Below are 12,361 nucleotides of genomic sequence, written 5' to 3' on the forward strand. Positions count from 1 at the left end.
CCATGCCTGCCTATGCTCTGCCCGGCACCGAAGTCGGGCCACGCCGCGCGCGAATTCTCGGCATCGGCGCGGTGGTCCTGGTGCTGCTGATCCTCATCGCCTGGCGGGTCGTGCCGAACTCCCCTCCGGCCGACGAGATCCACGTCGCCCTGATCACCGACCGCGTCGGCGAGGGCATCGACCACGGCACCGATGTGCGCTTGGACGGAGTCCGGGTGGGCTCGGTCAGCTCGGTCGCCATCGCCGGTCAGGGCCGCCAGCGCATCGAACTGAGCCTGCTGCGCTCGCAGTTGTTCGGCCTGACCGATGCGCTCACCGTCGACTACTCCCCCGGGAACCTGTTCGGAATCACTGCGCTGCAACTGAATTCCGCACACGGCGGGACAACGCTGAGCAACGGTTCGACGGTCGATCTGACCGGCCGCGACGCGGACCGGATCAGCGATGCGACCCTCGCCGCTCTGCTGGAATCCACTGGAACGCTCACCAACGATGTGCTCACCCCCAGGCTCGCACAGCTACTCAGCACAATGTCACGTGACATCAGCGCGTTCACCCCGCTCATGCAGGCGATCGGCAGCACGACCCGCTCCTTCACCGAAACCCAGCGGCTCCCACCATCGTTCCTGCTCACCCAGTTCGGCTCGACGCTGCACGGGATACCGCCGATGCTGTCCGGCGCGATGGAGCTGCTGCGGTCGGATCTGACCAATCCGCAGTTGCGGACCACCGAGGAGCTGACCCGGTTCACCCGGATGTTCGGCAATGTGCAGACCCAACTGCTGCCGGTCGTCACGCAGACCTTCGGGGTCGCACACAACTACTTCGGCGGATTCATCCCGCTCGCGAGCCTGATCCTGAATCAGCTCTCCGGCACGGTCAGCACACCGGCTCTGTCGGGAGAACAGTTGAGCCAGTTGATCTCTCGGCTCGACGGCGCGTTCCACCACTCCCCCTCCGGTCCGGTGCTGAACACCCGTGTCGAATTGGACACCGTCCCCGGGCTCGCCGCGCCCCTGGCCGCCGCACTCGCCCATCACCCCACCGCAGGAGGGCGCTGATGCCGACCCGCTCCCTGATGATCCGAGTGTCCGTGGTGGTACTCGTGATGGTCATCGCGCTGATCGGCGTCTTCCGGCTGATCGAGCGGCCGGTCAGCGGCGACACCGATACGTACACCGCGATGTTCACCGATGCGAACGGATTGCGGCTCGGCGACGACGTTCGGCTCTACGGCGTTCAGGTCGGCAAGGTGCACGACGTCGACCTGGACGGGACACTCGCCCGCGTGCATTTCACGGTCACCCGCGGCCATCCGCTGTTCGCGAACACCAAGATCGCCGTCCGCTATCAGAACCTCACCGGATTCCGCTATCTCGATATCGAGCAGCCTGATCAGCCGGGCGCTCGTCGCGATACCAAGGCGGTGTTCGGCACCGCGGAGACGGTTCCGGCCTTCGACGTCACCACGCTGTTCAACGGCCTGCAACCGGTGCTGGCGCAGATGTCGCCCGACGATCTGAACCAGTTCGCGACCAGCATGCTCGCGGTCGTCCAAGGGGACGGAACCGGACTGGGCCCGGCCTTGGGCGCGATCGACAAGCTGAGCCACTACGCCTCGGACCGCCAGGTGGTGCTGTCGACGCTGGTGCACAACTTCGCGCAGATTTCGCAACATATGGCCGGAAAGTCCGGCAACGCAATGAAATTGATGACCAATCTGACCGAACTGTTCGTCACCATCACCGAGAAACTGCCCGGCCTGATCCAGTTCGCGATGACGATCCCGCCCGTGCTGCGCCCGCTGCGGGACATGCTGCGCGTGCTGGGCGTCACCGGGGACAGCAACAGGGATCTCGACGCACTGCTGCGCCGGGCACTGCCCGATCCGCATCAGGCCACCGCGGTTCTGGGCCGGTTGCCCGGACTCGTCCAGACTCTGGCCGCGACCGTTCCGCCGACCGGACCCGATGCGAAGATGACCTGCTCGCACGGCCTCGCCGTCGCCCCCGCTCCGCTCGCGGTTCTCATCGCCGGACAGAGGATCACGCTGTGTCATCGATGATCACGAAGATGCGAAATACTCTGCGCCCCAGCCATTTCCGTGCGGTGAAACGCGGCGGGAGCGAACGCGGACGCGATCTGCGGTGGGGTATCGCGGGTATCGGCGGAGCGCTCGTCCTGGTCGCGGCGATCGGCGTGCTCGACATCGTCGGCACCACGCCCGAGCGCACCTACACCGCCGATCTGACCGAGGCCGGTTCGGTGCGCACCGGCGACGATGTGCGGATCGCCGGAATTCCGGTCGGGAAGGTGACCTCGCTGACCCTGCTGCGCGATCGAGTGCGGATGGCATTCACCGTGCGGGACAACGTGTTCCTCGGCGATCAGACCACCCTCGGGGTCCGCATGCTGACCATCGTCGGCGGCTACTACCTGGCCGTCGAACCGGCCGGAACCCAGCCGCTCGGGTCGAAGGTCATCCCCGCGCAACGAGTTATCCTGCCCTACAACCTGACTCAGGCGTTCCAGGATGCGGTGACGCCGGTCCAGCACACCGACGGCAACGTCGTCCGGCAGGATCTGGCCGCGCTGACCACCTCGGTGAACGCGAGCCCGGATTCGCTGCGCAGCGCGATCCACGCGGTCGGCGACCTGGTCGGCATCATGGACAGGCAGAACGCGGACATCTCGCATACGCTGTCCTTGGCGGACGAGTACCTCACCGCGCTCAACGCGAATTCCGATGTGCTGGCCCAGCTTCTGACCACCCTGCGCACCCTCGAGGTGCTCGTGGCGAACAACCGCGATCAGATCAGCGACGCACTGCACGGTCTGGCGGAAGTGTTGCAGGATTTCAGCCCGCTCGGGCGGGCCTGGGATGCCTCGCTGAAGCAGCGCGCGCAACCGCTGGCCGATGCGATCCCGAAGTTGCGGGAACTCGGCGGGCGGATGAACACGCTGCTGGATTCGCTGCGCACCCTGGAACAACGCCTCGTCCCGTTCACCGAATCCGGTAAGGGTGTGACGGTGGACCAGTCCGCGGCGACCACCTCCGATGTGTGCGTGCCGATTCCGGGCGGGGGATGCTGATGCTGGCCAAGGTCCTGGGCTCGCGCGGGTTGATGTCCGCCGTTGTGATCGTCGTGCTCGTGGTCGTGGCGGGCGTCGGGCTGAGACTCGCGAAATCCGCTCCGGCCGAACGCAATTACTGCGCCGATATGCCCGACAGCGTCGGCCTGTACAAGGACAGCGCCGTCACCGTGATGGGTGTGCAGGTCGGCAAGGTAACCGGTATCGAACCCGACGGCCCAACGGCCCGAGTGCGTTTCACCGTGCGAGCCGATCGCAAACTCCCCCCGGACGTCGGCGCGGTGACGATCAGCAATACCCTCATCGCCGACCGGAATCTGGCGTTGATCGGTGACGAACCCTCGGGTGCGGGTTGGGATCCGAGCAGATGCATCACCAAAACCCTGACGCCCAAGAGTCTTTCCCAGACCTTCGAGGCGCTGGCCGCGCTGGCCGATCAACTCGACGCAGCGAACGATCCAGCCCAGCGCGATGCCATCGGATCGGGCCTGGACGCGCTCGACCACGCCACCTCCGGCACCGGAAACCAGATCAACGCCCTCATCATGCAATTGAGCCGGGCGCTGAGCGCACCGGACGCGGCGATCGGCCATATCGGCAAGCTCCTGGATGATCTGACCGATCTGGCACATCGCGCCCGCAGCGGTTGGCCCATGGTCCAGGCCTCGGTCACCGGTCTGACCAGGACCTTCACCGATATCAACACTCTGGCCTTCCCGCCGGTAGTGCAGCTGGTCACCGCCCTGATCAACGTCCTGCCCCAGCTCAACGACGTGATCATGATGTTCGGCTCGCCCGCGCTGAAAGCGCTGGACTCGATTCCGAACCTGGCCCGGCTGATCAGCGCCGGAGTCGGCTCGCTCGCCGACATCATCCGCATGGCCCCGGGTATCGCCAGCGGGTTCGCCGGTGCGATCGATCCGGCCAGCGGGCAGTTCACCATCGGTTACGCGCCACCTGAACTTGCTCTGCCACAGCAGAATACGACGCAACTGTGCGCGGCCATACAGACCATCACCGGGCAGCGCTGCCACACCGCGGCCAACGGCTCGGTGACCGTGCCCGCACTGCCCGCACTCCTGGCGGCGGTGAGTGCGAGATGAGACGACCGGCCCTGCCCGTCCGCCGATTCGCCGCCCACGCGCTCTTGGCCACCACCCTCGCGGTGGCCTGCGGCGCATGCGACTTCCAGCCCGCCGACATCCCCGTCCCGGGCACGGGCGTCGGCGGTCCGACCTATCGTCTGCGCATCGAATTCGCCGATGTGCTCAACCTGCCGCAGGGCGCGAAGGTGATCGCCGACGGCGTGCGGGTGGGGCAGCTGACCCATGTGACCCTGGTGAATCCCGTTCCGGCAGCGCCGAATCGGCCCGCGCGCAAAGGATACGTGATCGCCGATGTCGACATCGGCTCCTCGACGAAACTACCGGTGGGCACCACCGCCGAACTGCGGCAGGAAACTCCGCTCGGTGATGTGCACATCGCGCTCACCGAACCGGCACAAGCACATTCCGGGGATATCGCGCCGAATTCCACCATCCCGCTTGCCGATTCGAGACAATCCCCGCCGATCGAGGACATCCTCGCGCGGCTGTCCACCTTCGTCGGCAGCGGTGCGATCACCGACATCCAGGACATCGTCCGCAAGATGAACGGTGTCATGCCGCGCGATCCGGCCGATACCGCACGCATCGCCGGAACCCTCGGCTCGGACCTGGGCGACCTGGCCGACCACACCGATTCGATCCACGAGGTGATCAACGGTATTCAGTCCACCGTCGACGACGGGCTGCTGAAGCACACCTCGACACTGGATCCCCTGCTCACCCCGTACGGGGTGCAGCACACGACCGATGTGATGAATGCCGAGATCGGCGTCATCTTCGTGCTCACCGCCCTGGGCCCGGTCGGGCCCGCGGCCGAATGGCTGGGTCCGGTCCTGAGTTCGGCCGACGGGTCGGTCCGCGCGTTCGTGCCGATGTTGTTCGGCGCGCACCCGCTGGACACCGGCTCGCCGTCCAATTTCGCGAAACTCACCGACCTCATCCAGAACAAGATCATCCCGTTCGTGGATCGCGGGCCGAAGATCAATATGGTCGGCGTCTCGGTCGGCCCGTCGTCCGCCTCGGCGATGTCACCGGACGAGCAGACCGGACGCATCATCGATACCCTGCGCATGATCGGAGTCGTCCGATGAATGTCCGTGCGGCAGTGTCACTTTCCGCCATCGCGGCGGTGCTCGTCCTGGGCGTGGCCTACATGGCGGTGGGCGTGCTGCATCTGGATCCGCGGCGCGGCTACCTCACCGCCGATATGCGGCTGGACAATTCCGGCGGCCTCGGCCCGAACTCTCCCGTGCTACTGGACGGTGTACAGGTCGGCCGCACCCAGACGGTGAGCAAACAGGCCACCGGCGTCCTGGTGCGGCTGCGGATCGACAACCGGTATCGGATTCCCGAAGCCAGCGCGGTGCACATCGAGCAACTCTCCGCGCTGGGCGAGCCGTACATCGAATTCTCGCCCACCACCCGCGGCGGGCCGTATCTGCGCGACGGTCAAGTCCTCGCGGCCGATCGCATCCACATGCCGATGACCATCACGGCGTTGTCCGCGCGACTGGTGCAATTGCTGGACCAGCTTCACCCCGAGGCGATTTCGCATCTGGTCGGTACTTTCGACACCGCCTTGTCCGGAACCGACGCGGCGATGCAGACCCTGCGGCGATCCACCGATCTGCTGGCCGCCACACTGCTGAGCCGCACCGACGCGACTCGGCGGCTGTTCGCCGATATGCAGGCGATGGGCGGTGACATGGCCTGGATGGGCCCGTCGCTGACCACCGCCGGACCGCAGCTCGGGCTGTTCGGCACCTCGCTGACCGAGATCGTCGAATCGGGGTCGATCCTGTCCGGAAAACGTCCTGTCCCAGCCTATTTCAGCGGAACCGGACTCACCCCGTTCCTGAGCGATCTGACCGCGCTGCTGCAGAAGATCGGGCCCGGCGTCGCACCGCTGGCTCCGGCACTGCAACCGGTGGTGACCAACGCCGTGGCACACGCGCCGCGACTCGATATCAGCGCACTGATCGGTCAGGCGCTACAGGGCGTGAGTCCCGACGGCACACTGCATTTCCGGATCCAGCTCAAATGACGGGCAGCACCGATACCGGCCCGGCAAGAGGAGAACACATGGGCACCGCGACAGATGAGAAGACCGACGAGAAGGCTCCGGCCGATGCGGCGGGGAAAACCGCAGCCGAGCCACGCGCACCGCTCACCCTGGCCATCCGATTGTCCACTGTGCTCACCGGGCTGATGATCATCGCGCTGCTGGTGGTGTCGGTCGTCTTCGGCTGGCTGTACTTCTCCGCGCGCTCGACCATCGCGGACACCGATGCCCGCGCGGCCGATGACATACATGCGCAGGACATCGCCTCGAAGTACGCGGTCGGCGCGTCGACCATCGACTACCACGACGTGAAGGGCTGGATCGCGCGACTGAAGGACGGCACGAATCCGCAGCTGTCTGCCAAATTCGATGCCACCGCACCACAATTGGAGCAGATCCTGCTGCCGTTGCAGTGGACCTCCAAGGCCACACCGCTGTCCGCGGCGGTGACGTCCGAGTCCGGCGGAATCTACAAGGTGAACGTCTACCTCAACGTCAATTCGACCAGTGCGCAGACCCCCGACGGCGCACAGACCACGGTGACCTACTCGCTGACGATCGACCGCGATTCCGGCTGGAAGATCACCGATGTGGGCGGCCTGGAAAACGCGCTGCCCACCAAGTGACGGCCGTACCGCGGTGGTGCGCCCAGGGCTGGCGGGCGCGCCACCGCCGTACGGCCGTACGGCTCAGCGCGGTGCGATGACGCCGGGCCGGCCGATCAGCGGCAGGTCCAGCGTCGTACGGATACCCGGCTCGGCCGCCACCACCGCAGGAATCGCGTTCACGATCCGGCCCGCCGCCGCGACGATCGCGGCGTGATTGTGGTCGCCCTTGCGACTGGTCGGGCAGATGTCCACGAGATAGTTGGGCTCACCGGTGATTTCGACCCGATAGGACCCGCCCGCCTGCGCGGGTCGCGGCCAGTCCGGGCACAGATCCTCGCGCAACCGGGTGATGTGCTCGACGACGATCACCGGCGCGTCGCCGACCATCCCGCGCACCTGGAAACGCAGCGCCGCCAGGCCACCCGCCGGGATCCGCCCGGCCGCGACGTCGAACGCCTCGGGTGCGGGAATCCGCTCGTACTCCTCGGTGATCGAATCGATTTCGACGCCCAGACCGACGGCCAGCTGCCGGATCGCCGGACCCCACGCGATACTCAGCACACCGGGCTGCAACAACATCGGCACCTCCTCCAGCGGTTTACCGAAACCCATCACGTCGAACATGACGATCGCCCCGTCGTAGGTGGCGTAGTCCGCGATCTCCGAACAACGCACCTGCTCGATGGTCTGACAGGTGCCCGCCAGCGCCAGCGGCAGCAGATCGTTGGCGAATCCCGGATCGACACCGGTGACGAACAGACTGGCGTTCCCCTCCTTGGCGGCCTCCTGCACCGGGTCGATGTACTTGTCCGGCAGCACCTGCCACGGATACATCAGCAGTCCGGGCGAGGAGCCGACGATGTTCACGCCCGCGGACAGGATCTTGCGGCAGTCCGCGATCGCCTCCTGGATGCGGGTGTCGCCCATCGCGCAGTACACGACGCACCCGGGTTCGGTGGCCAGCAGCTCGTCGATCGAGTCGACCGCATTGATTCCGGTCGAGACATCCAGTCCGGCAAGGGTTCCGGCATCCTTGCCCACCTTTTCCGGCGTGGACACCCACACCCCGGTCAGCTCGTAACGCGGACTCTCGATCAATCCGGCGAGGGCCAGCCGACCGACATTGCCGGTGCCGATGTGGGCGACGCGAATGGGCATACATCTCTCCTCGAGGGCAGGTCGCCGCGGGTTGCGTATACCGCGGGCAGAGTCCGGTCAGTTTTCCGGACAGTAGTCTGGAACAGGTTCTAGTTTGTATGTTAGCGTGGCCGCCATGGGACGTGTAGACGGCAAAGTCGCCCTCATCAGTGGCGGCGCTCGAGGGATGGGCGCGGCACACGCGCAGTTGTTGGTGGCCGAGGGAGCGCGCGTCGTCATCGGCGACGTCCTCGACGACGAGGGTAAGGCGCTGGCCGAATCACTCGGCGCCGCGGCACGTTTCATTCACCTCGACGTGTCCGATCCGGAGGCGTGGGACGCCGCGGTCGCACTCGCACAGCGGGAGTTCGGCCTGCTGAACGTCCTGGTGAACAATGCCGGAATCGTCAACGGCGGGCCGCTGCAGAAGTTCGACATCGATAAGTGGCGGCGCATCCTGGATGTGAACCTGACCGGCACGTTCCTGGGTATGCGCGCGGTGGTCGAGCCGATGATCGCCGCGGGCGGCGGATCCATCGTCAACGTCTCCTCCATCGAGGGCCTGCGCGGCGCGCCCTGGGCGCACGGCTACGTCGCCTCGAAATGGGGCGTGCGCGGTCTGGCCAAATCCGCGGCACTCGAGCTGGCCCCGCACAAGATCCGGGTGAACTCCCTGCACCCGGGCCTGATCCGGACGCCGATGACCGAGAACATCCCCGACGATCTGGTGACCATCCCGCTGGGCCGCCCGGCGCAGCCCGAGGAGGTCGCCACCTTCGTACTGTTCCTGGCCAGCGACGAATCCTCCTATGCCACCGGCTCGGAGTTCATCGTGGACGGCGGCCTGGTCACCGCGGTTCCGCACAAGGCCTGAGCGCCTCGGCCCGGAGGCTACGATGACTTTCGCAATATCCGAATCCGTGCTCATGCCGTGGGAAAGGTGGTGACGATGACCGAAACCGTCCGCGGTGTCATCGCTCGTGCAACCGGAGCGCCGGTCGAACTGGTCGACATCGTCATACCCGATCCCGGGCCGCACGAGGTTGTCGTGCGCGTGCAAGCGTGTGGCGTCTGCCATACCGATCTGACCTATCGGGAGGGCGGGATCAACGACGACTTCCCGTTCCTGCTCGGCCACGAAGCCGCGGGAGTCGTGGAACGCGCCGGAGACTCGGTGACTCACGTCCAGACCGGCGATTTCGTGATCCTGAACTGGCGTGCGGTGTGCGGCCGCTGCCGCGCGTGCCGCCGCGGCCGTCCCTGGTACTGCTTCGACACCTTCAACGCCGAGCAGAAGATGACCCTCACCGACGGCACCGAACTCACCCCGGCCCTGGGCATCGGCGCGTTCGCCGACAAGACCCTGGTGCACGAAGGCCAGTGCACCGTCGTGGATTCCGGGACCGATCCCGCCGTCGCGGGTCTGCTCGGCTGCGGTGTGATGGCCGGTCTGGGTGCGGCGATGAACACCGGCAACGTCGGGCGCGGCGACAGTGTCGCCGTCATCGGCTGCGGCGGCGTCGGCGCGGCGGCCATCGCGGGCGCACGCCTGGCCGGCGCGACCACGATCATCGCCGTGGACCGCGACGAGACCAAGCTGACCACCGCGACCGAGCTCGGCGCGACGCACACCGTCGCCGCGGCCACCGAGGACGCGGTCGAGCGAATTCAAGAGCTCACCGGAGGTTTCGGCGCGGATGTCGTGATCGACGCGGTCGGCCGGCCGGAGACCTGGAAGCAGGCGTTCTATGCCCGCGACCTGGCCGGAACCGTGGTGCTGGTGGGTGTGCCGACCCCCGATATGCGACTCGAGATGCCGCTGCTGGACTTCTTCTCACACGGCGGATCGCTCAAATCCTCCTGGTACGGCGACTGCCTGCCCGAACGCGATTTCCCGACGCTGATCGAACTGTACCGGCAGGGCCGCCTGCCACTGGAGGCGTTCGTCTCCGAGCGGATCGGACTGGACGCGGTCGAGGCGGCCTTCACCACGATGAAGTCCGGTAAGGTGCTGCGTTCGGTGGTCACGCTGTGAGTTCCGGCGCGCGCATCGAGAAAGTGGTCACCGCGGGCACTTTCGACCTCGACGGCGGCAGCTGGGAGGTCGAGAACAACATCTGGATCGCCGGGGACGACAGCGAGGTCGTGATCGTCGACGCCGCGCACGACGCGGCCCCGATCCTCGCGGCGGTCGGTGATCGCACGGTGCGTGCGATCGTGTGCACGCACGGGCACAACGACCACATCGGCGCGGCCCAGCGGCTCTCGGCGGAGACCGGAGCGCAGGTCCTGCTGCATCCCGGCGACGAGATGCTGTGGCGCGCGGTGTATCCCGAACTGGACTTCGGCCCGCTGTCCGATGGTATGCGAATACCGGTGGCGGGCACCGAATTACAGGTCGTGCACTCTCCGGGGCACTCCCCCGGCTCGATCTGCCTGTGGGCTCCGGAGCTGGGTTCGCTGTTCAGCGGTGACACCCTTTTCCAGGGCGGGCCCGGCGCTACCGGGCGCTCGTTCTCGGACTTCCCGACCATCATCGGCTCCATCCGCGACAAGCTGTTCGTCCTTCCTCCGGAGACCATCGTCCGGACCGGTCACGGCGATACGACCGAATTGGGCGCCGAGAGTCCGCATCTGGCGGAGTGGATCGCACGCGGGCACTGATTCCCCACCGCCGCAAGACATCTCACGTCCGGGCCCGGAATGCGCGCTGCTCGTGTACTACTCCGGGTCCGGCCGCGTTCACCGATTGGCGGCAAGCACTGCCGCGAGGCCCTCTCGCAGGTCCCGGACGAAATATTCGGGAACCTCCAGCGACGGGAAATGTCCCCCGGTTTCCGGTGACCTCCACCGCACGATCTGCCGGTACCGCTGCTGGGCCCAGGGGCGCGGACATTTCTCGATATCACGGGGATACACACTGATCGCCGCCGGGACGTCCACCCGGAGTTCGGGATCGAGCGTGTTGTGGCTCTCGTAGTAGATGCGGGCCGCCGACGCGCCGCTGCGCGTCAGCCAGTACAACGTGACGTCGTCGAGAATGCGGTCTCTGCAAATCGTTTCGAACGGGCTGTCCTCGGTGTCGGTCCACTCCGCGAACTTGTCCAGAATCCAGGCGAGAAGCCCGACCGGTGAGTCGACGAGCGAGTAGCCGATGGTCTGCGGGCGGGCCGCCTGCTGCTTCGCGTACGCCGCGCGGGGGCCGCCCCAGAAATCGCGAGTCTCCTCGGTCCAGGTGCGCTCGATCGTCGTCAGACCGTCCGTTGTGGTTCCGGGCGGCGCCTGCGCGGTCAGCGTGTGGATGCCGAGAACGCGTTCCGGGAACCGGCCGCCGAGGACCGTGGTGATCACACCTCCCCAGTCGCCGCCGTGGGCCACGAACCTGTGGTAGCCGAGCCTTTCCATCAGTTCCGCCCATGCTGCGGCGATCTTTTCGATTCCCCACCCGGTGGTGGCCGGCTTGTCGCTGTAACCGAAGCCCGGTAGCGACGGCGCCACGACGTGAAATGCCGGTGCGCCCGCATCTTTCGGATCCGCCAGCTCGTCCACCACATCGATGAACTCGGCGATGCTGCCCGGCCAGCCGTGTGTCAGGATCAGCGGCGTGGCGTCCGCGCGCGGATCGGCGGTGCAGGAAGTGGATTCCCAGATCGTCGATGGTCGTGCGGAACTGGCCGATCCGGTCGAGGCGCTCTTCGAACGAGCGCCAGTTGTATTCGGTGCGCCAGTAATTCACGACTTCGATGAGATCGGCGAGGGGAACGCCCTGATCCCATCGGCTCGGATCGGGCGCGGCGCACCGGACCGTCTCCGCCTCCGGGAGCCGCGCCGCGGCCAGCCGCGCGCGCAGATCGTCGAGATCGGCATCGGACGCGCGGGCTTCGAATGCTTGTACCTCGCTGGTCGGACGGGACATGGGACCTCCTGGCCGTCGCGGAACCGGCTACCATCTGTCGTGAACCGGCTGAGACGGTTCTAACATGTGCACATGTCGGCCCGCAACCGGCTAAGATGGTTCCATGCCTGCCGAGTTCCCCGACTTTCGCCTGGGTAGCGTGCTGGCGACCAGCTTCACGGGGACTCTCTCGGAGCGTCAGGGCGATCCTGTCGAGCGCATTCCCACGCCCCGGCGACTCGTCGACTGGCTGACCGTGAACGGCCTCGCCGTGGAGTCCTGCACCACCGCCCAGCTCGAACTCGCCCGGGAACTACGGGAATCGATTCACGTCGCCGCGACGGCGGCGGCGATCGGAGCAGCACTTCCCGCGTCAGCGGTCCGAATCATCAACGGCCGCAGCATCGAAGGCCGGGCCGCGGCCATCCTGACACCCGAGGGCACCCGCCAGTGGCGGCTC

At 66.7% G+C, this 12,361-nt stretch carries 12 protein-coding genes and 1 pseudogene; 11 read left to right on the forward strand and 2 right to left on the reverse strand.

Annotation, left to right across the window (positions count from 1 at the left end):
- Positions 1–2 precede the first annotated feature (2 nt).
- The 7 genes from NV1_RS24175 to NV1_RS24205 are packed head-to-tail and all read left to right on the forward strand — an operon-like array spanning position 3 to position 6,887.
- Positions 3–1,061, forward strand: a complete 1,059-nt coding sequence (locus NV1_RS24175) for an MlaD family protein (protein ID WP_067895565.1) — start codon at positions 3–5, stop codon at positions 1,059–1,061.
- On the forward strand, positions 1,061–2,065 hold the full coding sequence (locus NV1_RS24180; protein WP_067895568.1) for an MlaD family protein: 1,005 nt from the start codon (positions 1,061–1,063) through the stop codon (positions 2,063–2,065). The genes NV1_RS24175 and NV1_RS24180 overlap by 1 nt, the downstream gene beginning before the upstream one ends.
- A gap of 8 nt (positions 2,066–2,073) precedes the next feature.
- Complete coding sequence (locus tag NV1_RS24185) at positions 2,074–3,093, forward strand: MlaD family protein (protein WP_084525724.1); 1,020 nt, start codon at positions 2,074–2,076, stop codon at positions 3,091–3,093.
- Positions 3,063–4,196, forward strand: coding sequence for an MlaD family protein (locus NV1_RS24190; RefSeq protein WP_245713890.1), 1,134 nt, complete (start codon positions 3,063–3,065; stop codon positions 4,194–4,196). Before NV1_RS24185 ends, NV1_RS24190 begins: the two co-directional genes overlap by 31 nt.
- Positions 4,193–5,290, forward strand: coding sequence for an MlaD family protein (locus tag NV1_RS24195; RefSeq protein ID WP_067895571.1), 1,098 nt, complete (start codon positions 4,193–4,195; stop codon positions 5,288–5,290). Before NV1_RS24190 ends, NV1_RS24195 begins: the two co-directional genes overlap by 4 nt.
- Positions 5,287–6,243 carry an MlaD family protein gene (locus NV1_RS24200; protein ID WP_067895575.1) on the forward strand — a complete coding sequence of 319 codons (957 nt, stop codon included), beginning with the start codon at positions 5,287–5,289 and terminating at the stop codon, positions 6,241–6,243. Before NV1_RS24195 ends, NV1_RS24200 begins: the two co-directional genes overlap by 4 nt.
- A 38-nt stretch (positions 6,244–6,281) precedes the next feature.
- Positions 6,282–6,887 (forward strand): hypothetical protein, encoded by a 606-nt coding sequence (locus tag NV1_RS24205; RefSeq protein ID WP_067895578.1) that lies wholly within the window; start codon positions 6,282–6,284, stop codon positions 6,885–6,887.
- A 63-nt stretch (positions 6,888–6,950) separates the two neighbouring features.
- On the opposite strand, the gene NV1_RS24210 is transcribed toward NV1_RS24205, so the two are convergent.
- On the reverse strand, positions 6,951–8,027 hold the full coding sequence (locus NV1_RS24210; RefSeq protein ID WP_067895581.1) for an NAD(P)H-dependent amine dehydrogenase family protein: 1,077 nt from the start codon (positions 8,025–8,027) through the stop codon (positions 6,951–6,953).
- Between the two features lie 115 nt (positions 8,028–8,142).
- On the opposite strand from NV1_RS24210, the gene NV1_RS24215 reads away from it, so the two are divergent.
- From NV1_RS24215 to NV1_RS24225, 3 genes are all read left to right on the forward strand, one after another.
- The gene (locus tag NV1_RS24215; protein ID WP_067895584.1) at positions 8,143–8,880 is read left to right on the forward strand and encodes a glucose 1-dehydrogenase; all 738 of its coding nucleotides are present in this window, start codon (positions 8,143–8,145) and stop codon (positions 8,878–8,880) included.
- Positions 8,881–8,955: 75 nt separating this feature from the next.
- Positions 8,956–10,041, forward strand: a complete 1,086-nt coding sequence (locus NV1_RS24220) for an S-(hydroxymethyl)mycothiol dehydrogenase (RefSeq protein WP_067895601.1) — start codon at positions 8,956–8,958, stop codon at positions 10,039–10,041.
- A complete protein-coding gene (locus NV1_RS24225; protein ID WP_067895586.1) occupies positions 10,038–10,670 on the forward strand; it encodes an MBL fold metallo-hydrolase in 633 nt (210 codons plus the stop codon). Before NV1_RS24220 ends, NV1_RS24225 begins: the two co-directional genes overlap by 4 nt.
- Positions 10,671–10,748: 78 nt before the next feature.
- On the opposite strand, the pseudogene NV1_RS24230 reads toward NV1_RS24225, so the two are convergent.
- Positions 10,749–11,922 (reverse strand): annotated as a pseudogene (locus tag NV1_RS24230) (epoxide hydrolase family protein).
- A 103-nt stretch (positions 11,923–12,025) separates the two neighbouring features.
- On the opposite strand from NV1_RS24230, the gene NV1_RS24235 reads away from it, so the two are divergent.
- Positions 12,026–12,361 (forward strand): ABATE domain-containing protein (locus tag NV1_RS24235; RefSeq protein WP_174557474.1); only part of this gene is annotated, 336 nt, incomplete at its 3' end.

It is taken from the genome of Nocardia vaccinii NBRC 15922, from assembly GCF_001613305.1.
GTDB lineage: Bacteria > Actinomycetota > Actinomycetes > Mycobacteriales > Mycobacteriaceae > Nocardia > Nocardia vaccinii.

Excerpts from the sequence above, each read along its gene's own strand:
- NV1_RS24180 (WP_067895568.1), top strand. The coding sequence starts at position 1,061 with ATGCCGACCCGCTCCCTGATGATCCGAGTGTCCGTGGTGGTACTCGTG.
- NV1_RS24175 (WP_067895565.1), top strand. The coding sequence starts at position 3 with ATGCCTGCCTATGCTCTGCCCGGCACCGAAGTCGGGCCACGCCGCGCG.
- NV1_RS24215 (WP_067895584.1), top strand. The coding sequence starts at position 8,143 with ATGGGACGTGTAGACGGCAAAGTCGCCCTCATCAGTGGCGGCGCTCGA.
- NV1_RS24210 (WP_067895581.1), bottom strand. The coding sequence starts at position 8,027 with ATGCCCATTCGCGTCGCCCACATCGGCACCGGCAATGTCGGTCGGCTG.
- NV1_RS24220 (WP_067895601.1), top strand. The coding sequence starts at position 8,956 with ATGACCGAAACCGTCCGCGGTGTCATCGCTCGTGCAACCGGAGCGCCG.
- NV1_RS24205 (WP_067895578.1), top strand. The coding sequence starts at position 6,282 with ATGGGCACCGCGACAGATGAGAAGACCGACGAGAAGGCTCCGGCCGAT.
- NV1_RS24200 (WP_067895575.1), top strand. The coding sequence starts at position 5,287 with ATGAATGTCCGTGCGGCAGTGTCACTTTCCGCCATCGCGGCGGTGCTC.
- NV1_RS24195 (WP_067895571.1), top strand. The coding sequence starts at position 4,193 with ATGAGACGACCGGCCCTGCCCGTCCGCCGATTCGCCGCCCACGCGCTC.
- NV1_RS24185 (WP_084525724.1), top strand. The coding sequence starts at position 2,074 with ATGCGAAATACTCTGCGCCCCAGCCATTTCCGTGCGGTGAAACGCGGC.